Below are 21960 nucleotides of genomic sequence, written 5' to 3'. Positions count from 1 at the left end.
CCAGAGCCTCCCATGAACCGCACCGCAGAAATCACGCGCAACACCAATGAGACGCAAGTTCGCGTCGCCCTCAACCTGGATGGCACGGGCCAGCAAAAGCTGAACACCGGTGTGCCCTTCCTCGACCATATGCTGGACCAGATCGCCCGCCACGGCTTGATCGACCTGGATATCGAAGCGACGGGCGACGTGCATATCGACAATCACCATACGGTGGAAGACGTGGGCATCACCTTGGGCATGGCCGTAGCCAAGGCTATCGGCGACAAGAAGGGCATCCGCCGCTACGGCCACGCGTATGTGCCGCTGGACGAGGCGCTGTCGCGCGTGGTGCTCGATTTCTCGGGCCGCCCGGGCATCGAATACCACATCCCGTTTACGCGCGCCATGATCGCCGGCTTCGACGTCGACCTGACCCTGGAATTTTTCCGCGGCTTCGTCAACCATGCGGGCGTGACATTGCATATCGACAACTTGCGCGGCACGAATGCCCACCATCAGTGCGAAACCGTGTTCAAGGCCTTTGGCCGCGCGCTGCGCATGGCTGCCGAGCTCGACGAGCGCGCGGCCGGCATCATTCCATCGACCAAGGGCAGCCTGTAAGCGCCCGCGAACCACTGTAGATTCCGAGATCAAACATGAATAAAATTGTGGTGGTGGATTACGGCATGGGTAATTTGCGCTCGGTGGCGCAGGCCTTGCGTGCCGTAGCGCCGGAAGCCGACGTGCGCATTTCCGGACTGGCGCAAGACATCGACAGCGCAGACCGCATCGTCTTGCCGGGCCAGGGCGCCATGCCCGACTGCATGCGCAGCCTGCGCGAATCAGGTGTACTGGAGGCGCTGCTGCGCGCCGCCGACAGCAAGCCCGTGCTGGGCGTGTGCATCGGCGAGCAAATGCTGTTCGACGGCAGCGAAGAGGGCAATGCGGCCGGTCTGGGCTTGCTACCAGGCAAAGTCGTGCGCTTCCAGCTCGACGGCCAGGTGCAGGAAGACGGCTCGCGCTTCAAGGTGCCGCAAATGGGCTGGAACCAGGTGCGGCAAACGGCGTCCCATGTCATGTGGGATGGCATCGCCGACAACGCGTATTTTTACTTTGTGCACAGTTATTTTGCTCAACCTCAAGAGGCGGCGCACACGGTGGGCGAGACTGTCTATGGCGCGCCGTTCGCCTGCGCCGTCGCCCGTGATAATATTTTCGCGACACAGTTTCACCCTGAAAAAAGCGCTGCCGCTGGCTTGCAGCTGTACAAGAACTTCGTTCACTGGCAACCTTAACGTTAGCTCTCCGGCTTTTTTTCCGCCTCTCACTCACTCTAGACCACACTGACCATGCTGCTTATTCCCGCCATCGACCTGAAAGACGGTCACTGCGTACGCCTGAAACAAGGCGATATGGAACTTGCCACCGTATTTTCCGAAGACCCGGCCGAGATGGCCCGCCATTGGCTGATGCAAGGCGCGCGCCGGCTGCATTTGGTCGACCTGAATGGCGCTTTTGCCGGCAAGCCGAAGAACGAAGGCGCCGTCAAGGCCATCCTGAAGGCGGTGCAAGATTTCGCCGTGGAAAATGACATCGAGGAAATCCCCGTGCAGCTGGGCGGCGGCATCCGTGACCTCGACACCATCGAGCGCTACCTCGACGCCGGCATCACCTACATCATCATCGGCACGGCGGCCGTGAAAAGCCCCGGCTTCCTGCACGACGCCTGCGGCGCCTTCCCGGGCCACATCATCGTCGGCCTCGATGCAAAAGATGGTAAAGTGGCAACGGATGGCTGGAGCAAGATGTCGGGCCACGAAGTGATCGACCTGGCGAAAAAATTCGAAGCCTACGGCGTCGAATCGATCATCTACACGGACATCGGCCGCGACGGCATGATGGGCGGCATCAATATCGACGCCACCGTCAAGCTGGCGCAAGCCGTCAAGATCCCCGTCATCGCCTCGGGCGGCCTGCACAATATCGGCGACGTGGAAGCGCTGTGCGCGGTCCAGGCCGAAGGTATCGAAGGCGTGATCTGCGGCCGTTCCATCTATGAAGGCACGATCGACCTGGCGCAGGCGCAGGAACGCGCCGACGAACTGACCGACGCCGCCGTTTAAGCCTGCCCGGCCGGGGCGTGCGCGTGCATGCCCTGGCCTGGTGACAATCTGGATACCATCATGCTTGCAAAACGTATCATCCCCTGCCTCGACGTGACAAATGGCCGCGTTGTCAAAGGCGTCAATTTCACGGAATTGCGCGACGCCGGCGATCCGGTGGAAATTGCCCGCCGCTATGATGAGCAGGGCGCCGACGAAATCACTTTCCTCGACATTACCGCCTCGAGCGACAACCGTGGCCTGATCTTCGACATCATCGAAGCCGTCGCGTCGCAAGTGTTCATTCCGCTGACCGTGGGCGGTGGCGTGCGCGTGGTGGAAGACGTGCGCCGGCTGCTCAACGCGGGCGCCGACAAGGTCAGCATCAACACCTCGGCCGTGACGAATCCCCAACTGGTGTTTGAGGCGTCGCAAAAGCACGGCTCGCAATGCATCGTCGTCGCCATCGACGCCAAGCAAGTGTCGCCCGGCAAGTGGGAAGTGTTTACCCATGGCGGGCGCACGGCCACCGGTCTGGACGCCTTCGAATGGGCGCGTAAAATGGAAAGCCTGGGCGCCGGAGAGATATTGCTCACCAGCATGGACCGCGACGGCACCAAGGTCGGCTTCGACCTGGGTCTGACGCGCGGCGTGTCCGACGCCGTCAGCATTCCCGTGATCGCCTCGGGCGGCGTGGGCGGCTTGCAGGACCTGGTCGATGGCATCAAGGTGGGCCGCGCGGACGCCGTGCTGGCCGCCAGCATCTTCCATTATGGCCAGCACACGGTGCAGGAAGCCAAGCGGTTCATGGCGCAGCAGGGCATTCCCATGCGTCTGGCGTAAATATCAGCAGTAAATATAGGCAGGATAGAAGAACATGCAAAACGGAACCATCGTAGCAAGCAATGCCAAGTGGCTGAAAAAGGTCAAATGGGACGAGCACGGCCTGGTGCCCGTGATTGCGCAGGAAGCGGGCAGCAATGACGTGCTGATGTTCGCCTGGATGAACCGCGACGCGCTGGCGCGCACGGTGGAGCTGGGCGAAGCCGTATACTGGAGCCGTTCGCGCAAGAAACTGTGGCACAAGGGCGAAGAGTCCGGCCACACGCAAAAGGTGCTGGAAATCCGCCTCGATTGCGACGAAGACGTGGTCTTGCTGAAAATCGAGCAAGCGGGCGGCATCGCCTGCCATACGGGCCGCCATTCGTGCTTCTTCCAGAAATTCGAAGGCGACGAGAAAACGGGCGAATGGCAAGTCACCGACCCCGTCCTGAAAGACCCTGAGACGATTTACGCGGAAAGCAAGAGCAAATGAGTGAAACCCTGAAGCGCCTGGCCGCCGTGATCGAATCGCGCAAGCTGGCCAACGGCGGCGACCCCGCCACCTCGTATGTCGCGCGCCTGTTTGCCAAGGGCGACGATGCGATTTTGAAAAAAATCGGCGAAGAGGCCACGGAAACGGTGATGGCCGCCAAGGATGCGCGCCGCGACAACGACCCGTCGAAGGTCCTGTACGAATGCGCCGACCTGTGGTTTCACAGCTTGGTGATGCTGGCGCAGTTCGACCTGACGCCGCAGCAGGTACTCGACGAGCTGGCGCGCCGCGAAGGCCTGTCCGGCCTGGAAGAAAAGGCGGCACGCAAGGATGAGTTGCGCGACGCCGGCGAAACAGACAAACACTGACCTACTGGAGCGTGCGTGGATAACTGTATTTTCTGCAAGATTGCTGCAAAACAAATTCCTTCGTCCATCGTGTATGAGGACGAGGACTTGCTGGCCTTCAAGGACATCAACCCGGCCGCCCCCGTGCACCTGCTGTTGATCCCGAAGCGCCACGTGGCCAGCCTGTCCGATTGCGACGACAGCCATACGGACATGCTGGGCAAGCTGCTGCGCCTGGCGCCGAAGCTCGCTGCCGAGTTCGGCTGCGCCGTCACGTATGACGCCGATGGCACGCCTGCCGGCGGCTTCAAGACCATGATCAACAGCGGCCCGAACGGCGGGCAAGAGGTGTATCACCTGCACATGCATGTGTACGGCGGTCCCCGCCCCTGGCGCGGTCAACACTGATTTCGCTGCGCGCCGGGTTCACGTGTATACTACCGGCATTGGTCGACGCTATTCGGGCACCGTCCCGCAAGGAGAATGTGATGGGTTCATTGAGTATTTGGCACTGGGTGATCGTTCTGGTCATTGTGATGCTGGTCTTCGGCACCAAGAAACTGGGCAATATCGGCGGTGATATCGGCAAGGCCGTCAAAGGCTTCAAGGATGGCGTCAAGGGCGAAGATGACGCTCCGGCAGCCAATACCCCTCCTGCTGCGCCATCGCAAGTGGCCGACAAAAGCACCATCGACGTCGAAACGAAAGAGAAAAGCAAGTTCTGATAGCGTGGCGGGGCGCTTGCCTCGTCCGGTAACAGCCCTTGTCCGCTTATGATCGATCTCGGTCTCTCTAAAATCGCCATCATCGGCGTGGTTGCGTTGATAGTCATCGGCCCTGAAAAGTTGCCGAGAGTGGCGCGCATGGCCGGTACCCTGTATGGCCGCGCGCAACGCTACCTGAACCAGGTGAAATCCGAAGTTTCGCGCGAAATTGAAATGGAAGAGCTGAAAAACCTGCAGAAGGAAGTGCAGGATGCGGCCCATTCCGTCAAGCAAAGCGTGGAGAAATCCATGCATGGCGTGGAAAACTCGATCTCCGGCAACCTGGCCGAGGTGGAAAACGCCTGGCGCGGCGATGCCAGCTCGTATGAGGGGCATCACGATGCCCATGAAGCCATGCTGCGCGCCACCAACGATGACCTGGCCCGCAAGGCGCGCGAATTCCGCCGCAAGAAGCTGGTGCGCAATTCCGCCATCCCTGGCTGGTACAAGCAGCGCCATGGCGGCAAGCTGCACGTGCAGTCGGCCGCCGCCCGCGTGGCGCGCTTCCGTCCGCGCGCCAGTTCCTCCTCCTTTTACTCATGAGTAGCAAATCCCCGGTGGAAGAAACTTTTATCTCGCATCTGGTCGAGCTGCGCAACCGCCTGGTCAAGGCTTCGATCGGCATCGCCGTCGTCTGCGCCGTGCTGTTTTACTGGCCCGGCCCATCGCATATCTATGATTTTATTGCGGCGCCGATGATCGCCTCGCTGCCGGCCGGCTCGAAAATGATCGCCACCGGCGTCATCTCGCCGTTCCTGGTGCCGATGAAAGTGACCCTGGTGATCGCCTTCATCGTCGCCTTGCCCTGGGTGCTGTACCAGATGTGGGCGTTTATTGCCCCCGGCCTGTACACGCATGAAAAGCGCCTGATCGCGCCGCTGGTCATTTCGTCGTCCCTGCTGTTCATCGCCGGCGTGGCCTTCTGCTATTTCTTTGTGTTTGGCCGCGTCTTCCACTTCATCAGCGACTTTTCGCCATCGTCGATCGCGGTAACGCCCGATATCGAAAACTACCTCGATTTCGTCATGTCGATGTGCCTGGCCTTTGGTGCCACCTTCGAGGTGCCCGTGGTGGTGGTGATCCTCGTGCGCATGGGGCTGGTTTCCATCGCGAAACTCAAGGAAGTGCGTCCCTACATCATCGTCGGCGCCTTCGTGATTGCCGCCATCGTCACGCCGCCGGACGTGGTCAGTCAGTTCTCGCTGGCCATCCCGATGTGCCTGTTGTTCGAGCTGGGCCTGCTGGTGGCACCGATCTTCGTCAAGGCAACCCAGGCGCCGGAAGAAGCGTCCTAGACGGTCTACAATACTCGCAAGCAAAAGCCGCTGACCTCCTTCGGGAGCAGCGGCTTTTTTATCATCAGGGAAGTTGGTGAATGCTTACTGCAGCATCAATTTGCTGAGGATGCCCAGGTTGAGCAGGATCAGGGTGCTCATCATCCAGTACACGTGTTTCATGTCGGCGCCATGGCGCAAGTCCAGGCGTTCCAGGCGGGCGTCGAATTTTTGCTCCAGGGCATCTATTTTGGTATCGAATTTCAGTTCCAGCGCATCCACTCTGGTATCGACCTTTTGCGCCACCAGCTTGATTTCCCCCAGCAGATTGCGCTCCAGCGCCGCCAGCTCGCCATGCACGACCACGGCCGAACCCAGTACTTCACCCAGCGCCGTGGCATGGGCTTCCGCCTGCTGCGTGGGTACGCCGGCCGAGGCGAGGCGTTTGGCGTCATCGAGGGTGTCGAACTGGATGGGCATATGCATGGACGCTCCTGATATCCAGCCTAGCAGGAAAATCGGCAATTGCCAGTGAGGAGTACGGTGGCGCCTGCCTTCCCATGAGCTTAGTGGACCGGCACGCCGGTGCTTTGCGGCAGCGCAAACGCATGCAAAAAGGGCGCCGCGGCGCCCCTTGCAAGGAAAGGATGCGTACGAGTTAATTCATCAGTTCCTTGATGACTTTCACGGGGGCACTGCCGTAGCTGAGGAATTGCTCGTGGAAATCTTTCAGCACGAACTTGTTGCCCAACGCTTGCTTGCGCTGTTCGCGCAAGTCCATGATTTCGCTGTAGCCGCTGAAATAGCTGGTCAGTTGCACCGAACTCAGCTGCACGCGGCGCCATTTTTCCTTGGCTTCACGCTGGGTCTGGAAAGCTTGGCGGGTCAGCAGGTCGAGCGCCTGTGCTTCCGTCATGCCCAGCACGTGCACGCTGTAGTCGAGGATGGTGTTGGTGACGCTGCGCAAGTTCCACTTCGAATACATCAGCCACATTTCCGGCGCGTTATTGCCATAGCCCGATTCGAGCATCATGCGTTCGCCATACACGGCCCAGCCTTCGATCATGGCGCCGTTGCCGAAGATGGACTTGACCAGCGAGGGCGACTTGTTGGCGTACACGAGCTGCGTGTAGTGGCCGGGAATGGCTTCGTGGATATTCAGGATCTGCAAGATCCAGTGGTTGTATTCGCGCAAGCTGCTTTCCGCCTGTTCCGGCGTTTCGCCGTCGAGCGGCGTCACGTTGTAATAGGTGCGGTCCTGCGGACGGTACGGGCCGGGCGCTTCGATGCTGGCGCCGGCCACGCCACGCTGGTAGGCGGGCGTTTCACGCACGACCAGGGGCTTTTTCGGATCCATCGTCAGCAGGTTGTGGCTGGTCACCCATGCCTGCAGCTCGGGAATCTGGCGACGGATTTCCGGCACGAAATCGGCGGCCGCGACGTGGTTGCTGGAGAGCTTGTCGATCACCATGCCGATCTTCGCCGTGCGGTCCGCCGGCTTGACCGTGGCGCCCATGGTTTTCGCCCACAGCTCGTCGGACAGGCTGTCCATGTGCTCAAGCAACTTTTCGCGCGCGGCCAGGGCCTTCTGGTACATCTGTTCGGCGCTCACGCTGGCCTGGATATCGTAGGCAAATTTCTGTTCGTACAGCTCCTTGCCGATGCGGAAGGAGCGCGCGTTGCCGTTCTGCGCCAGCGCGGCATCCTGTTCCGTCAGCCAGGCCGCGTAGCCTTGCACGGCCGTGCGGGCCGCGGCGATGCGCGCGTTGTACAGCTGTTTTTCCGTCGGCGTCAGGATCGAGCCCTGTGCCGTCTTGTTCAAGTCATCGAGCACGCTGAGCACGCCTGCGCTCTGGGCGATGGCCAGCTGCGTGTGTTCGCGCGTGGGATTGACGATGCTGGCGCGCGCGGCCGCATAGTATTGCGGCACGGTGGCGATGCGCTTGAGCAAGGTGCGCAGGCGCTGCGGCTGGGCCGCGTATTCCGTGTTCAGGATGAAGTCGATGGAACCGGCCACGTTGTACTGGGCGGGATTCCATTCGAATTCGCGGAAGGTGGTCAGGTACCAGCGGTCCGATTGCAGTTTATTCGTCAGCAAGGCCAGGTCGGTACGTTGCTTGTCCGACATTTTGCTGGCATTCAGCTTGCCGAACTTGCCCAGCCATTCTTCGATGAAAGCCAGTTGCTTCTGGCGGCTGGCCGCGTCGGGAATGCTCAGGTTGGCGGCGCCATCGTACTTGCCGACGGAAATCGCGCTTTCCGGATCCAGGCGCCACAGGGCCGTGAGGAACTGGCCGCTGAGGTTATTCATGGAACGGTCGCTGCTGTTCTCGCTGGCGACGGCCGCGACCGTGGCTGCCGTGGCGGCGCTGACGACGGCCGCCTTCTTGGCGACGGTTTTTTTCTTGCTGCTGCTGGTGCTGGCCTTGCCGTTTTTCTGCGGCTTCTTGGCGGCGCTGGCCGGTGTCAGGGTAAATGCCATCATCAATGCGGCGAGCGCAACTTTATTTTTTATCAGCATAGTTTATCTCTTGAATATTTTGCCGTTTGTCCTCATCAGAGAATAATAAACTGATAATACAAGTAACAAACAACTATTGAAAGGTTGGCCTTGCTTACCTGGGCGGCCCAAAGATTAGCATTAATTGCCGTCGCTGCGCAGTTTTTTGCGCCGGAGCGCGCGACGCTAGACGACGATGGCGCTGTCGCGCAGCAGTTCCTGATGGTGCGCATTGATGGCCGCCACGGCATCCTTGCCGCGCGCCATGCCGGTGGCGTGGATTTCGATATCTTGCGTGTAGCGCTGGCTGACGCGCACCGTATAGGACTGGAACAGCCAGCTCCAGAAGTTCGTTTCATAGACGGCTTCATCCATGTCGCGCCATTTCACGCCCGTGAGTTTCTTTTTCCACGGCAAGATACCGGAGGCCAGCCACACGCCCGCCTCGTCGTAGTACAGCTGGTAGCTGCGGATCGTCAGCAGGCGGTAGCCGACGATCAGGGCCGAGCCGATCAGCACGACGAAGGCGGCGCGCGCGTTGTACTTGAAGGCCAGCGGCAGGGCGGCAAAAAACAGCAGCACGGCAATCATGAAAGTGCTGACGTAGGCGGTCCAGGATTTGCCGCACAAAAAGGTGGCGCGCTGGCCGGCGCTGGTGGCGATATAGTCGGTCATGGCGTGGGAGAGCAACAGGGAAAATGGATCATCGCATGGAACGCGGCTTCGCCGTTCATTTTTTCAACCCCTCTTGGAGCATGCCCAGCATGTCATTGGCCGACATGCGCGCGGCCGCGTCGCTGCCTTCTAATAAACTGTCGGCCAGGTCGCGCTTGTGCTGGTGCAATTCGACGATGCCTTCCTCGATCGTGTGTTTCGCCACCAGCCGGTAAATGGTGACGGGACGCAATTGCCCCATGCGGTGGGCGCGGTCCGATGCCTGGTCTTCCACGGCCGGGTTCCACCACGGGTCCATGTGGATCACGTAATCGGCCGCCGTCAGATTGATGCCCATGCCGCCCGCTTTCAGGCTGATCAGGAAAACGTCGCCCTCACCCGCCTGGAAGGCATCGACGCGGCGCTTGCGCTCCTGCATCGGCGTGCTGCCGTCGAGATACTGGTAACTGACGCCATGCTGCTCCAGGTGCTGGCGAATGAGGGTCAGATGGTCGACGAACTGGCTGAAGACGAGGACCTTGTGGCGGTTTTCCAGCAAGCCCGACAGCAACTGGGCGAACGCGGCCAGCTTGCTGCTGGCCAGGCCCAGCTCGGGCGCCACGAGCTGGGGATTGCAGCAGGCGCGGCGCAGCTTCATGATTTCCGCCAGGATCTGGATGGCTTTTTTTGACGCCGGCCCTTCCACCATGGCCAGCTTTTCCAGCGCTTCGCGGCGCAAGGATTCGTACAGGGCCGTTTCCTGCGGCGACAATTCCACCTCCAGCACGATTTCCGTGCGCGACGGCAATTCCGACAGCACTTGCGTCTTCGTGCGGCGCAGGATGAAGGGCGCGATCAGGCGGCGCAGCCGCAGGCGCGCGCCGGCCGCCGCCCGTTTATCCTGATCTTTCTCAATGGGACCGGCGAAGCGCAAATTAAACTGGTCCAGGGTCCCCAGCAAGCCGGGATTGATGAAGCGGAACAGGTTCCACAGTTCGCCCAGGTGGTTTTCCAGCGGCGTGCCGCTGGCCACCATGCGGAAGTCGCCCTGCAGGGCCATCACGGCTTGCGAGCGCTTGGTGGCGCCATTCTTGATCGCTTGCGCTTCGTCGAGCACGATCGTATGCCAGCGCACGCCGGCAAACAGCGCCGCTTCCTGCTGCAGCAAGCCGTAGCTGGCCACCACCACGTCGAAGGGCCGCAGGGTGTCGAGCATGTCGGCCCGGTCACCGCTGCCGAACAGTTTGATGTTCAAGGTGGGCGCGAAGCGCTGCGCTTCACTGATCCAGTTCATGCACACGGACGTGGGGGCGACGACGAGGGTGGGGCCGTTGGGCGCGCGCGCCAGGATCAGGGCCAGCGCCTGCAAGGTTTTACCTAAGCCCATGTCGTCGGCCAGGCAGGCGCCCACGCCCCAGTGCGCCAGGCGCGCCAGCCATTCGTAGCCGGCCAGCTGGTAGTCGCGCAAGTCCGCCTGCAAGGTGCTGGGCAGCTGCGGCTGATAGTCATCGAGGGCGCGCAGGCGCAGCAAGTGTTCGCGCCACAATTTGTCGGCCTTCACGCCGCCCGCATCGTTGGCCAGCTCTTCCAGCGCGAAGGCGGCCAGTGGGTGGATGTGCACGCCATCGGCATGCGCTTCGCCATACGCGGCCAGCTCGGACAGCCGACGGTGCAATTCGTCGCTGAGCGCCAGGAACTGGTTGTCGCCCAACGCCACGAAGCGGCTTTTATTGTTCTGCATCAAATCGAGCAGGGCGCGCAAATCCATCACCTTGTCTTCGTCGATCTGCACTTCGCCGCTGGCGGCAAACCAGTCTTTTTCGCTCTTGATGTTCAGGCGCATCTGGCCGCTGTCGATGCGTTTCGACACGCGCATGGTTTCGCCTTCCGGCCACGCCAATACCATGCCGGCGGGATCGAGCGCCTGCAGCTCCACCAGCAATTGCAAGCCCAGCGCAGGCTGGCCCAGCAGCCACTCGCCATGCTCTTCTTCCGCCTCTTCCAGCACCAGACATTTCCCGATGAGCTGACGCTGCGCTTCGCGTTCCGCATTCAGGTCGCGCCGCGCCTGCACGGCCCGGCCCGCCACGTCGGCAAACACGCTTTCGGCGCCGCTGCCGGGCGCGTAATAGGCGCCGTTGTCGAGCAGCGGGCGGACCAAGATCTGCATTTTCAGGCCTTGCTGGTAGGGCAGCAGGTGCACGTGCAGGCGGTGGTCGGCCGTGATCGCTTCCGCGTCGCCGGCGCCGCCGCCAATATCGGACTGCACCGTGACCATGGACGAGATGGCGCCGATGGCCTGCATCACCTGTTTTTCCGCATGCAGGGGCACGGACAGGCCCAGGCCCACGATGGCGCCGATGCGCCGGTGCTCATCGAGGATATGTACCACGCGCAAGCGCGTCGGCGTCTCGCGCTGCACCACGACATTGCTGCCGTTGTCGGGCAGGGGCGGCTGCATGCCCAGCCACAGCTGCCCCTCGTGGGATTTGATCAGGAGTTCCGGCGCGCCGGCGATCAGTTCCACTCTTGTGTCGGGGTGATCGAGCCAGAAGACGAGCGGGTGGCCCACCAGCAAGATGGCAGCCTTGTCCAGCTCGACTTCATAGCGCGGTGCCGACGAATAGTATTGTTTAAAAGGCGCGATGCTGCCCGCCGCGCGCGCGTCCTGCGGCGTGAGGAAATCGATGTCGCCCGCCTCTTCGGCCAGGCGTTTGAGGCCCATGGCGCGGCCCTTGCTCCAGCCGCCGCGCGCGTCGCGCTTCTGCTCGCGCACTTCCACGGCCGTGAGGCCAAAGCGCGGGTCGAACGCCACCAGCCAGACGAGGCGCGAGACGCCGCCCAGCGCTTCGGCGGGCGCGTTCTGCTGCAGGTTGATCAGCGCGCTCAACTGGCGCTGCCACGCTTCCTGGCGCTCGAACCACGGCGCCATGTCCGTCAAGCCATGTTGCGCCCGTTTTGCCGTGGCATAACGCTCCTGCTGCGGCTCGCCCATCAAGCCCAGCAAGCCGGCCGCCTGCGCGGCGATCAGGTCGTAGCCGGCCGCGTCCGCTTGCTGCACCAGCGACCGCAGCTGGTCCTTGCGTTCGCTCAATTGCGGTAGCGCCAGCCAGTAGTACAGCAAGCCCTGGAACAGTTGCGCCTGCAGTGCCGTTTCCCAGCTGCGCGTGGGGATGCTTTCCGCCAACTGCACGCCGGCGCGCACCAGGCGCAAGGTATTGAGTTGCTGGTAGACGATGCTGTCGTGGTTGGGCTGTGCGTGCAGGGCGATATCGAGATAGGTTTCCGCGCTTTTCAGCAGCTTGGCGTCGTTGCCGCGCAGCAGTGCAAGTACATACAGGTGGCCGCCGATGCCCGTAAAGCACAGCTTGCGCTTGCCTGCTTCCTTGCGCAGTCCTTTCAAGGCTGTCTCGAAGCCCGCCACGGCGTGTGCATGTTCGCCGCGTAACAGGGCGATGCTGCTGTCGACAAACAGCGCCTGCGGCCCCTGCTGGCCCGCCAGGTAGCGGGCGGCCGCGTCGAGTTCGCCGCATAGCAGGGCATCTTCGGCCAGGGCCAGCGGCAAGGCAGCGCCGATATGGTCGCCGGCGGCCGCCTGGCGCGCATGGTGGGCGCGCGCGTACGTGCGGATGGCGTGCGCCGTGGCCGGCTCGCGCGGCGCATTGCCCAGCAGTACGGCCAGGATGTCATCCTGCAGTTGCGGCATGACAAAAGACAACATTTCCGGTTCGAACGGGCGGCCGAAAATCTCGATCAGCGGATGCAGCTGCTGCGCTTCATAGCACGCCATGCAGGCGGCCAGGATGGCGGCCACGTGGCGCACCTCGTCATTGCGCAAGAGGGCGATGCGCAGGCGCGCCACGCCTTGCCGGTAGCTGCGCAATTCCACATAGCCATCCCAGTTGCGGCGCACGGGATTGATCAGCTCGATGGCCTGGCACAGGTCGCGAAACACCAGGTGCTCGATGGCGGCGCGCATGGCAGGCCAGCGCAGCCTCGCTTCGCAGGCAAAGCCCCGTCCCACCACCTCGCTGGCCAGCGCCAGACGCGTCAGCCGCTGCAGCATATTGGTCACCACCAGCAGGGAAAACGGCGTGCCGTCCGGTTCGACGACATTGGCGCGCTGCAAGTGTTCATACACGGCATGCTTGCCCACCGGTTCGCCCGTGATCGCCAGCAAGGCCAGGATCATCTGTTCATGCTGCTCCAGAGCGGCGAATTCGTCCAGCAGATGTTGTTCTACATGTTGCTCGTTCATGCGGGCAAATTGGCGATATGCACGGGCGGCTCGCCGGCCGCCACGGGCAGGCCGAACACGCGCTGGTAGAAATACAGTTCCGCGTCCAGGGTGCGCACGATGTTTTCCGCCTTGCGGAAGCCGTGGCCCTCGCCTTCGAGCGGGACATACGCGACGGGTACGCCGCGCGCCTGCAAGGCGTCGACCATCAGCTGCGACTGCTGTGGCGGCACGACCTTGTCGTCGAGGCCCTGGAAGAAGATCATCGGGCGCGACAGTTTATCCGTGTGGTGGATGGGCGAGCGCTCAAGGTACAGCGCCTCGGCTTGCGGCTGCGAAGCGATCAGGTAGTCCGTGTAGCGCGATTCGAACTTGTGCGAATCGTTGTCCAGGCCCTTCAGGTCGGACACGCCATAGTAACTGGCGCCCGCCTTGAAGACGTCGTGGAAGGTCAGCGCGCACAGGGTCGTCAGGCCGCCGGCGCTGCCGCCGCGGATGATCAGGCGCTCGGGGTCGGCCAGACCGTTGGCGGCCAGATAGCGCGCGCCGGCGATGCAGTCTTCCACGTCGACGATGCCCCATTGCCCGCGCAGCGCGTCGCGGTATTCGCGGCCGAAACCGCTGCTGCCGCCATAGTTGACGTCAAGCACGCCGATGCCGCGGCTGGTCCAGTACTGCGTCGCCAGCTTTAATGTATTGCTGGCCATGCTGGTGGGGCCGCCATGGCTGATGACGATGACGGGCGGCAAGGTTCCTGCCGGCGCCTGCACGTCGCCATTGGTGGGCGCATAAAAGAAGGCGTACGCCGTGCGGCCATTGCTGCTAGGAAAACTCAAGCTGCGCGGCACGGACAGATAAGCGAGCGCGGGCAGCGCCGTGATCGACTGCGCCAGCACTTCCAGCTCATGGTTAGCCAAATCGATGCGCGCCAGTTCCAGCGCAATGGTGGGGCTGCCGCCCAGCAGTGCGACGAAGCCGGGGCCCACGCGCAGTTCGCGGATTTCCTGGTAGGGGTGGGGAATCGGCTCGAGTTTGGCCGCCGCCACGTTCAGCTGCGCCAGGTAGCTGATGCCGGCCTGGATATACGTGCAGACGATCTCGTCGTCGGACAGAAAACCGTACATGCTGCCACCGAAGGTCCAGTGCGGCGTGGCAAATTCCGCTTCCATCGGGCACAGCGCCTCGATGTTGGCGCCGTGCAGGCGGTACAGATTCCACCAGCCACTGCTGTCGGAAACGAAGTGCAGCAAGCCGTTCGGCGACCATTCCGGCTGGCAAATCGACTCGCGCGCGCCGCCGGCGATCAGGCGTGGCGAACCGAGGCTGCCATCCGCGTGCACGTCGGCCAGCCACAGTTCCGTGCCTTGCCACGGCAGGCGCGGGTGGTCCCAGCTGATCCAGGCCAGCTGGCTGCCGTCCGGCGACAGGCGCGGCGCCGCATAAAAATCGTGGCCGCGCGCCAGCACCGTTTCGCGTCCGTCGAAGCCGACGGCGGCCAGGCAGTTTTCCGGAAGGGCATGACCTTCTTGCGGATGCTGCTCGCGCACGGCGATCAGGCGGGAGCGGGCCGCATCGACAACGAAGTCCGCATGGCGCGTGCTGCCGCCCGTGGTAAACGCTTCGGGTGCGTCGTCGCCGGCCACACGGTACAGGCAGTTGTCGGCGAAATGCGAGAAATACACGGTATCGCCGGCAACGGCATACGCGCCTCCGCCATACTCATGCACGCGGGTGCGCACATTGAAGGGCGCCGGCGTCAATTCATCGACACGCGCGCCGCGCTGGCGCAGCAGGGTGTTGCGGCCCGCCTCGCTGGCGCGCCCGGCCAGCCAGAACACGTCGGTCCCATCCGCACCGCCCAAGGCCAGCTGCGTCAGCGGCGAGGCGCCGGCGGCCACGATGGCCGCGCTGATCGGCGATGGCCAAATGCCATAAGGGGTGCTGGATGCGGTCGAGGTCATGCGGGCTCCGTATAGTGAGGGGATCAAGGGCCGCCAGGCAGGGTCAGGGCGCGCGGCGGCGTGCATCATCATAATGGAAGGGCAGGCACAACGAAAGTCATCGCTGTGCGCGGCAATTGCTGCAAAGCGGCACCGGAATCAATGAAATGGCGGCGATTGGATGCGATAATACCGCTTCTCCAAGCTATTGATTGCCTTCCATGCCACAATTTGCTCCGCTCCAGAATGATACTTTCCTGCGCGCCCTGCTGCGCCAGCCGACCGAGCACACTCCTGTCTGGCTGATGCGCCAGGCGGGCCGCTACCTGCCCGAATACCGCGCCACGCGCGAGCGGGCCGGCTCCTTCCTGGGCCTGGCAAAGAATCCCGATTACGCGACCGAAGTGACCTTGCAGCCCCTGGAGCGTTTCCCGCTCGACGCGGCCATCCTGTTTTCCGACATCCTGACGGTGCCTGACGCCATGGGCCTGGGCCTGTATTTCGCCGATGGCGAAGGCCCGAAGTTCGAGCGCCCGCTGCGCACGGAACAGGACGTGAAGGCCTTGCAAGTACCTGACCTGGCATCGCTCGACTATGTCTTCAAGGCTGTCACGCAAATCCGTACGGAACTCAATGGCCGCGTGCCGCTGATCGGTTTTTCCGGCAGCCCGTGGACCCTGGCGTGCTATATGGTGGAAGGCGGCGGCTCGAAAGAGTTCCATACCATCAAGAAGATGCTGTACAACCGCCCGGACCTGATGCATCACATCCTGGCAATCAACGCCACCTCCGTGGCGCAGTACCTGAACGCGCAAATTGATGCCGGCGCGCAAGCCGTGATGATTTTCGACTCCTGGGGCGGTGCGCTGGCCGATGGCGCCTACCAGGAATTCTCGTTGGCCTACATGCAGCAAGTGGTGGCGCAATTGAAACGCGACAAGGATGGCGTCCAGATTCCCGCCATCGTGTTTACCAAGGGCGGCGGCCAGTGGATCGAGCAGATCGCCGACATCGGCGCCGATGCCGTGGGTCTGGACTGGACCGTCAACCTGACGCGCGCGCGCCAGCTGGTGGGCCATAAAGTGGGCTTGCAGGGCAATCTCGACCCGGCCATCCTGTTCGCCAGCCCCGAGCAGATCCGCGCCGAAGTGGCGAAAGTGCTCAACGCCTTTGGCGCGCCCTCGGCCGGCACGGGCCACGTATTCAACCTGGGCCATGGCATTTCCCAGTTCACGCCGCCGGAATCCGTGGAAGCCATGGTGGAAGCCGTCCACAGCATGAGCCGCGCCATGCGTAGCGGCCAGTAAGTATCCGTTTTCCCCTGGCGCAGGGGCGGAAAAGGCAGGCTTTCCAGCGGAAGCCTGCCTTTTTCTTTGCTGCGCCCCAGCAAGAAATACCGACTTATGCACAATTTTTTTTGCTGCGGAAATAAGAGGCAGTCGAAAAGCCATGCCCGGGGATGCTCTGCAAGTGCTTGATTATTAAGAAATAAAAAATACCTTGTCCGGCGGACTTTGTTGCTATTGATAAGGTTATTCTTTCGTTTGCCTGCCTTATTCCTTCATTGTCCACAAAGTTATCAACAGATTCTGTGGATAAAATTGAAAAGTATTTTGTTAACCGATACTTAGCGCCGATGTTCAGGTTTCACCTGAAGTGCATGTTGCACTGCATGATAATTGAACAATGTTTCGCCGCTCAGTGCGTAAAAACGAACGCTTGCCCGGCAATTGTCAACTTTGCCGCATGCCACCGGTATTTTTCCCGCTCGGGCGCCTCAAAATGGCGCTGATTTCTGTATAAATAAATTACAAATGGTTCAGTTATGCACAGCGGCGGAAATGCCCCCCGGTTTTCCAGCCTCCCGGGCATCAATTTTTAAGCCTTTGATTTTAAATGGTTAATTTTTCTTGCGTGCCGCTCTTGACGGCGATCGAAATTTTCTATCCACATTTTTCTGAAAGTTAATTTTGCTTTGTCCACAAAGTTATCCACAGAATTTTCTTCAGGCACGATGACACGCTGTCCTGCCTGCCGTTAGGCGTTTGAGGGATGAAACAAGTATCATGGCCCGCTGGCTTGATGCCGGACTTCCCGTGCGCCATTTACCCTGCGGCGCGCTTTTTTATTGAGATAGGCCCACCCCCCATGTCGCAGTGCATTTTGACGTCGTGCATCCTGAAAATCGCGCTCGACACGCCCTTGAACGCCCTGTTCGACTACCGCTGGAACGCGGCGGCGGTAGACGCGGACGCCGGCGCGGACGCTGCCGCGCCGTTGCCGCAAGTGGGGCAGCTGGCGCTGGTGCCGTTCGGCCGGCGCGAAGTGATGGGACTGATCGTCGGCGTCTCCGACAGCACCGACGTGCCTGCCGCGAAACTGAAGGATGTGCTGGCCGTGCGCAGCCAGCTGGCGCCGTTGTCGGAACAATGGCTGGCGCTGGCCGCCTTTGCCGCCGATTACTACCAGCGTCCGCTCGGTGAAGTGGCCTTGCCGGGTCTGCCGAAGAATTTGCGCGTGCTGACCACCGTGGCGCTCGACCGCGCCATCAAGAAGCTGGGCAAGCTGGCCGACGCGCACGACGGCACGCCGCTGAACATGCCGGCGCTCAACCCGGCGCAGCAGGAAGCGGCGGACGCCATCGGCGGCGCCCGGGGTTTCAAGCCGACCCTGCTGTATGGCGTGACGGGCAGCGGCAAGACGGAAGTGTATCTGCAAGCCTGCGCCCAGGTGCTGGCGCGCGAGGACGATGCGCAAATCCTGATCCTGGTGCCGGAAATCAACCTCACGCCCCAGCTGGAAGGCAATATCCGCGCGCGCTTTCCCGGCGTCATGCTGGCGACCCTGCACAGCAGCCTGTCCGAAGGCGAGCGCATGCTGCACTGGCTGGCCGCCCACCAGGGCCAGGCGCGCATCGTGCTCGGCACGCGATTGGCCATCCTGGCGTCCTTGCCGAAATTGAAATTGATCGTCATCGACGAGGAACACGATCCGTCCTACAAGCAGCAGGAAGGCTTGCGCTATTCCGCGCGCGACCTGGCCGTGTGGCGCGCCTGGCAATTGCAGATTCCCATCGCGCTCGGTTCGGCGACGCCCTCGCTGGAAAGCTGGCACCACGCACAGACGGGGCGCTACCGCAAGCTGGAATTGCGCGAGCGGGCCGTCAAGAACGCGGTATTGCCGCGCGTCAAGATTTTGGACATGGAGCGCGACAAGCCGAAAGATGGCCTGACTTCGCATCTGGTAGCCGCCTTGAAACTGCGCATGGAGCGCGGGGAGCAGTCGCTGCTGTTCCTGAACCGGCGCGGCTATTCGCCCGTGATCTGTTGCGAATCGTGCGGCTGGATCAGCAATTGCACGCGTTGCACCTCGTTCATGGTGCTGCACAAGCCCGAACACCGCTTGCGCTGCCACCATTGCAGCCTGGAACTGCGCATTCCCCGCCATTGCCCCACCTGCGGCAACGTCGACCTGCAGCCGCTGGGACGCGGCACGCAGCGGGTGGAAGAGGGCTTGCAGCAATTGTTTCCAGAGGCGCGCATTTTGCGCATCGATGCCGATTCCACGCGCAAGAAGGGCAGCGCACAGGAAGCGTTCGACACCGTGCACCGGGGCGAAGTCGATATTTTGATCGGCACGCAGATGGTGGCCAAGGGGCACGATTTCAAAAAGCTGACCCTGGTCGGCATCCTGAATCCGGACACGGCCCTGTTTTCGCAGGATTACCGGGCCAGCGAACGCCTGTTCGCCCAGTTGATGCAGGTGGCGGGCCGAGCCGGGCGGGCCGCGCAGACGGAAGGGGGCAGCGTATCCGAGGTGCTGATCCAGACGCGCTATGCGCGCCATCCGCTGTACGACGCCGTCGTCAACCACGATTACGACCACTTCGCCACGACCTTGCTGGAAGAGCGGGCGCAGGCGGCGCTGCCGCCCTACCTGTTCCAGGCCCTGCTGCGCGCCGAGGCGCCCGAGCTGGCGACCGCCATCGAGTTCCTGCAGGCGGCGAAAGAGTGCATGGAACACCCGCAGGTGACCATCAATGACCCGATTCCCATGAGCATGACGCGCGTCTACAACGTGGACCGCGCCCAGCTGCTGCTGGAATCGCCCTCGCGGCCGGCCCTGCAGGCGTTTTTAAAAGAATGGCTGGCGGAACTGCGCGCCATGAAGTCACGCGTGAAATGGTCGCTGGAAGTCGACCCGCTGGATATTTGAATTAATGCACTGAGTTAGTTCAGATAGTCGCGCGCCGACTTGACGATCTGCTCGGACAGCAGCTTGGTAAACGGCGTGTCCAGGGTCCACGCATGCCAGCTCAGCGGCACATCCAGGGTGCTGCCCGGCATCAGCTCCACGAGACGGTCTGTTGCCAGCCCCTGGGCGGCCAGGCGCTGCGGCATCAAGCCATAGGCGAGGCCATCCTGGACGCAGCCGCGGCGCGCCGCTTCCACGGGTAAGGTGTGGTGCGGAAACGGTTCACGCATGCTCAATTGTTCAGCAAGGAAACGCGCCAGCAAGCCGTGCTGGCCCACGACGGCCGGTGCCAGTTGCACCGCTTCGGCAATAAAACCATCGCCGAACCAGTGGCCGGCAAACATGGGTGTAGCCACGCACACATAGCGCAAGGTGCCCAGCGGCGTGACGCTGGTGGCGGCCGCCGCGTCGATCGCTGTGCCGGACTCGGCTGCCACGCAGCCAAACACGGAGCCGTCGCGCACCATCTGCAAGGCGCTGTCGCTGTCGGCCAGGCGCACGTCGAGCTGGCAGCGCGGCGGCGCCAGCAGGGCGGACAAGGTGTCGGGGAACCACGTGGCCAGGCTGTCGGCATCGATGGCGATGGCGATTTCCGGCATGCTGACGCTGTTGCCCAGGTCGATGTCGAGCGATGCTTCCATCAGCTTGACGTTGCGATGGTGCACGATCAGGCGCTGGCCCAGGCCCGTCGGCACGGCTGGCTGGCCACGGATGATCAGCAGGCGCCCGCTGGCGTCTTCCAGCGCCTTGATGCGCTGCGAGACGGCCGACTGGGTGATGCCCAGCGCCAGGGCAGCCTTGTCGAAACTGCCATGGCTGGCGACGGCGTCCAGCACGGCCAGCGCGCGATAATCGAGTGATCCCATTAGCTCAGCTTATAAATTTTGAAAATGATTAATTATACTAATGCATATATTGCTGCAAAGTAAAACTTTATTTTCGGCAAACGGGTAGTATCGAACGCTGTGAGCAACCTCAGTGGATGGATAGCACGATGAAGACGATACGAGTGGATGTGGCCGTGATCGGCAGCGGCACGGCCGGCATGACGGCGCACAAGGCGGCGCGCATGCAGGGCAAGCGCGTGCTGATGATCGAAAGCGGACCGTACGGCACGACCTGCGCCAGGGTCGGCTGCATGCCCAGCAAACTCTTGATCGCGGCGGCCGAGGCCGCCCATGCCGTGGCTGCCGCACCCGGTTTCGGCGTGCATCCGGGGCCCGTGCGCATCGATGGCCGGCAAGTGATGGCCAGGGTGCGTAGCGAGCGCGACCGCTTTGTCGGCTTCGTGCTCGACGGCGTCAACGCCATCCCCGACGAGGAAAAACTGCGCGGCCACGCGCGTTTTATTTCTCCCGGCACCTTGCAGGTGGATGAACACACCATCGTTGAAGCTGGCAGCGTGGTGATCGCCACCGGTTCCACGCCCAGCGTACCGCCCGAGTGGCAGGCGGCCGGCGAGCGTGTCATCACCAGCGACGCCGTGTTCGAGTGGACGGACTTGCCGCAATCGGTCGCCGTGGTCGGCAGCGGCGTGATCGGCCTGGAATTGGGCCAGGCGCTGGCGCGGCTGGGCGTGCGCGTGACCCTGTTTGCGCGCGGCAATAAAGTCGCGCAACTGACGGATCCGCTGGTGCTGCGCGAGGCGGATGCCGTGCTGGCGCGCGAACTCGATATCCGGTTCATGACCAAGGTCGCGCACGTGGAAAAAACGCCGGACGGCAGCGGCATCCTGCTGACCAGCAGCGATGGCGCCGGCGTGGAAAAAACCGAGCAGTTCGAGTATGTGCTGGCCGCCATCGGCCGCGCGCCGAACGTGGACAAGATCGGCCTGGAAACGGCGCAAATCGAGCTCGACCGCCACGGCATTCCCCTGCATGACCCGCACACCATGCAGTGCGGCAAAAGCGCCATCTTCATCGCCGGCGACGCCGACAACGAACTGCCGCTGTTGCCCGAGGCGGCCGACGAGGGCCGCATCGCCGGGGAGAACGCGGCCCGCTTTCCTGACATCAAACCTGGCTTGCGCCGCACACCATTGACGATTGCCTTCACGGAGCCGCAGATCGCCACTGTGGGCGCCACGTACCAGCAATTGTGCGTGAGCCATGCGGGCCGTTTCGCCGTGGGCGCCGTGTCGTTCGGTAACCAGGGCCGCAGCCGCGTGATGCTGCAAAACCAGGGCTTGCTGCGCGTGTATGCGGAGTTTGGCAGCAAGCGCTTTCTCGGCGCCGAGCTGATCGGCCCACGGGCGGAACACCTGGGCCACTTGCTGGCTTGGGCGTGCCAGGCGCAGCTGACGGTGCCGGCCATGCTCGACATGCCGTTCTACCATCCCGTCATCGAGGAAGGCGTGCGCACGGCCTTGCGCGAGCTGGCGCTGCACCTGGAAAAAGACCCGGAACACGCGCCCGGCTGCGCCGATTGCTCGCCTGGCGTCTGATGCAATTTTTGTATTTAAACAATTTTGTAGACAAGCGCACATGATTGCGCGATCATCGCTGCCACATTGAAATATTGATTAAAAGCAAAAAACATTTCAATTGGTTCATGCCCACGACTTCCTGATGGTAAAAAGGGTAGCGGCTAGC

Annotated in this window: 19 protein-coding genes; 13 read left to right on the top strand and 6 right to left on the bottom strand. The window is 62.2% G+C overall.

All coding sequences use genetic code 11. The features are described 5' to 3' along the window. The first annotated feature begins 12 nt into the window (after positions 1-12). From hisB to tatC, 10 genes are all read left to right on the top strand, one after another. Positions 13-603, top strand: a complete 591-nt coding sequence (gene hisB / locus AC3IQ7_RS00555; RefSeq protein ID WP_010402123.1) for an imidazoleglycerol-phosphate dehydratase HisB — start codon at positions 13-15, stop codon at positions 601-603. A gap of 35 nt (positions 604-638) precedes the next feature. Then, complete coding sequence (gene hisH, locus AC3IQ7_RS00550) at positions 639-1277, top strand: imidazole glycerol phosphate synthase subunit HisH (RefSeq protein WP_099379214.1); 639 nt, start codon at positions 639-641, stop codon at positions 1275-1277. A gap of 54 nt (positions 1278-1331) precedes the next feature. After that, a complete protein-coding gene (hisA, locus tag AC3IQ7_RS00545) occupies positions 1332-2105 on the top strand; it encodes a 1-(5-phosphoribosyl)-5-[(5-phosphoribosylamino)methylideneamino]imidazole-4-carboxamide isomerase (protein ID WP_230542019.1) in 774 nt (257 codons plus the stop codon). 60 nt (positions 2106-2165) lie between these two features. Continuing rightward, a complete protein-coding gene (hisF, locus tag AC3IQ7_RS00540) occupies positions 2166-2927 on the top strand; it encodes an imidazole glycerol phosphate synthase subunit HisF (RefSeq protein ID WP_070219637.1) in 762 nt (253 codons plus the stop codon). A 34-nt stretch (positions 2928-2961) separates the two neighbouring features. Further along, positions 2962-3399, top strand: a complete 438-nt coding sequence (gene hisI, locus AC3IQ7_RS00535) for a phosphoribosyl-AMP cyclohydrolase (RefSeq protein ID WP_034753847.1) — start codon at positions 2962-2964, stop codon at positions 3397-3399. Beyond that, a complete protein-coding gene (locus AC3IQ7_RS00530) occupies positions 3396-3767 on the top strand; it encodes a phosphoribosyl-ATP diphosphatase (protein ID WP_034753849.1) in 372 nt (123 codons plus the stop codon). Before hisI ends, AC3IQ7_RS00530 begins: the two co-directional genes overlap by 4 nt. 15 nt (positions 3768-3782) lie before the next feature. Further along, entirely contained in the window at positions 3783-4154 is a 372-nt protein-coding gene (locus tag AC3IQ7_RS00525; protein ID WP_099379215.1) for a histidine triad nucleotide-binding protein, read from the top strand. 80 nt (positions 4155-4234) lie between these two features. Then, positions 4235-4471 carry a Sec-independent protein translocase subunit TatA gene (gene tatA / locus AC3IQ7_RS00520; protein WP_034780931.1) on the top strand — a complete coding sequence of 79 codons (237 nt, stop codon included), beginning with the start codon at positions 4235-4237 and terminating at the stop codon, positions 4469-4471. Between the two features lie 48 nt (positions 4472-4519). Beyond that, positions 4520-5053 (top strand): Sec-independent protein translocase protein TatB, encoded by a 534-nt coding sequence (gene tatB / locus AC3IQ7_RS00515; RefSeq protein WP_099379216.1) that lies wholly within the window; start codon positions 4520-4522, stop codon positions 5051-5053. Next, positions 5050-5805: a twin-arginine translocase subunit TatC gene (tatC, locus tag AC3IQ7_RS00510; RefSeq protein ID WP_099379217.1), complete on the top strand. Its 756-nt coding sequence runs from the start codon at positions 5050-5052 to the stop codon at positions 5803-5805. The genes tatB and tatC overlap by 4 nt, the downstream gene beginning before the upstream one ends. A gap of 84 nt (positions 5806-5889) precedes the next feature. Here tatC and AC3IQ7_RS00505 read toward each other — a convergent pair whose 3' ends face one another. From AC3IQ7_RS00505 to AC3IQ7_RS00485, 5 genes are all read right to left on the bottom strand, one after another. After that, entirely contained in the window at positions 5890-6270 is a 381-nt protein-coding gene (locus AC3IQ7_RS00505) for a hypothetical protein (RefSeq protein WP_489208069.1), read from the bottom strand. Positions 6271-6442: 172 nt separating this feature from the next. Further along, positions 6443-8302, bottom strand: a complete 1860-nt coding sequence (locus AC3IQ7_RS00500; protein WP_489210563.1) for a DUF885 domain-containing protein — start codon at positions 8300-8302, stop codon at positions 6443-6445. Between the two features lie 168 nt (positions 8303-8470). Continuing rightward, the gene (locus AC3IQ7_RS00495; protein WP_322429336.1) at positions 8471-8959 is read right to left on the bottom strand and encodes a hypothetical protein; all 489 of its coding nucleotides are present in this window, start codon (positions 8957-8959) and stop codon (positions 8471-8473) included. 55 nt (positions 8960-9014) lie between these two features. After that, positions 9015-13196, bottom strand: a complete 4182-nt coding sequence (locus AC3IQ7_RS00490; RefSeq protein WP_489208068.1) for an SNF2-related protein — start codon at positions 13194-13196, stop codon at positions 9015-9017. Beyond that, on the bottom strand, positions 13193-15136 hold the full coding sequence (locus tag AC3IQ7_RS00485) for a dipeptidyl-peptidase 5 (RefSeq protein ID WP_489208067.1): 1944 nt from the start codon (positions 15134-15136) through the stop codon (positions 13193-13195). Before AC3IQ7_RS00485 ends, AC3IQ7_RS00490 begins: the two co-directional genes overlap by 4 nt. A 200-nt stretch (positions 15137-15336) precedes the next feature. Here AC3IQ7_RS00485 and hemE point away from each other — a divergent pair, with 200 nt between their 5' ends. Together hemE and AC3IQ7_RS00475 are read left to right on the top strand one after the other, a co-directional pair. After that, positions 15337-16422, top strand: coding sequence for a uroporphyrinogen decarboxylase (gene hemE / locus AC3IQ7_RS00480; RefSeq protein ID WP_489208066.1), 1086 nt, complete (start codon positions 15337-15339; stop codon positions 16420-16422). 841 nt (positions 16423-17263) lie between these two features. Continuing rightward, a complete protein-coding gene (locus AC3IQ7_RS00475) occupies positions 17264-19330 on the top strand; it encodes a primosomal protein N' (RefSeq protein WP_489208065.1) in 2067 nt (688 codons plus the stop codon). A gap of 14 nt (positions 19331-19344) precedes the next feature. Here AC3IQ7_RS00475 and AC3IQ7_RS00470 read toward each other — a convergent pair whose 3' ends face one another. Then, entirely contained in the window at positions 19345-20235 is an 891-nt protein-coding gene (locus AC3IQ7_RS00470; protein ID WP_099379224.1) for an ArgP/LysG family DNA-binding transcriptional regulator, read from the bottom strand. A 128-nt stretch (positions 20236-20363) separates the two neighbouring features. On the opposite strand from AC3IQ7_RS00470, the gene AC3IQ7_RS00465 reads away from it, so the two are divergent. Next, positions 20364-21812 carry a dihydrolipoyl dehydrogenase gene (locus AC3IQ7_RS00465; RefSeq protein WP_099379225.1) on the top strand — a complete coding sequence of 483 codons (1449 nt, stop codon included), beginning with the start codon at positions 20364-20366 and terminating at the stop codon, positions 21810-21812. Positions 21813-21960 lie beyond the last annotated feature (148 nt).

This window comes from Janthinobacterium sp. GL_088 (assembly GCF_057837845.1).
Note: the sequence above shows the minus strand (reverse complement) of the source record. Positions and strands in the feature narration are given on the sequence as shown.

Bases quoted from the DNA above. Each gene is read 5' to 3' on its own strand.
- AC3IQ7_RS00490 (WP_489208068.1), bottom strand. From the start codon at position 13,196: ATGAACGAGCAACATGTAGAACAACATCTGCTGGACGAATTCGCCGCT.
- tatB (WP_099379216.1), top strand. From the start codon at position 4,520: ATGATCGATCTCGGTCTCTCTAAAATCGCCATCATCGGCGTGGTTGCG.
- hisI (WP_034753847.1), top strand. From the start codon at position 2,962: ATGCAAAACGGAACCATCGTAGCAAGCAATGCCAAGTGGCTGAAAAAG.
- hisF (WP_070219637.1), top strand. From the start codon at position 2,166: ATGCTTGCAAAACGTATCATCCCCTGCCTCGACGTGACAAATGGCCGC.
- AC3IQ7_RS00485 (WP_489208067.1), bottom strand. From the start codon at position 15,136: ATGACCTCGACCGCATCCAGCACCCCTTATGGCATTTGGCCATCGCCG.
- hisB (WP_010402123.1), top strand. From the start codon at position 13: ATGAACCGCACCGCAGAAATCACGCGCAACACCAATGAGACGCAAGTT.
- AC3IQ7_RS00495 (WP_322429336.1), bottom strand. From the start codon at position 8,959: ATGACCGACTATATCGCCACCAGCGCCGGCCAGCGCGCCACCTTTTTG.
- AC3IQ7_RS00465 (WP_099379225.1), top strand. From the start codon at position 20,364: ATGAAGACGATACGAGTGGATGTGGCCGTGATCGGCAGCGGCACGGCC.
- tatC (WP_099379217.1), top strand. From the start codon at position 5,050: ATGAGTAGCAAATCCCCGGTGGAAGAAACTTTTATCTCGCATCTGGTC.
- hemE (WP_489208066.1), top strand. From the start codon at position 15,337: ATGCCACAATTTGCTCCGCTCCAGAATGATACTTTCCTGCGCGCCCTG.
- hisA (WP_230542019.1), top strand. From the start codon at position 1,332: ATGCTGCTTATTCCCGCCATCGACCTGAAAGACGGTCACTGCGTACGC.
- AC3IQ7_RS00530 (WP_034753849.1), top strand. From the start codon at position 3,396: ATGAGTGAAACCCTGAAGCGCCTGGCCGCCGTGATCGAATCGCGCAAG.
- hisH (WP_099379214.1), top strand. From the start codon at position 639: ATGAATAAAATTGTGGTGGTGGATTACGGCATGGGTAATTTGCGCTCG.
- AC3IQ7_RS00475 (WP_489208065.1), top strand. From the start codon at position 17,264: ATGTCGCAGTGCATTTTGACGTCGTGCATCCTGAAAATCGCGCTCGAC.
- AC3IQ7_RS00470 (WP_099379224.1), bottom strand. From the start codon at position 20,235: ATGGGATCACTCGATTATCGCGCGCTGGCCGTGCTGGACGCCGTCGCC.
- tatA (WP_034780931.1), top strand. From the start codon at position 4,235: ATGGGTTCATTGAGTATTTGGCACTGGGTGATCGTTCTGGTCATTGTG.
- AC3IQ7_RS00505 (WP_489208069.1), bottom strand. From the start codon at position 6,270: ATGCATATGCCCATCCAGTTCGACACCCTCGATGACGCCAAACGCCTC.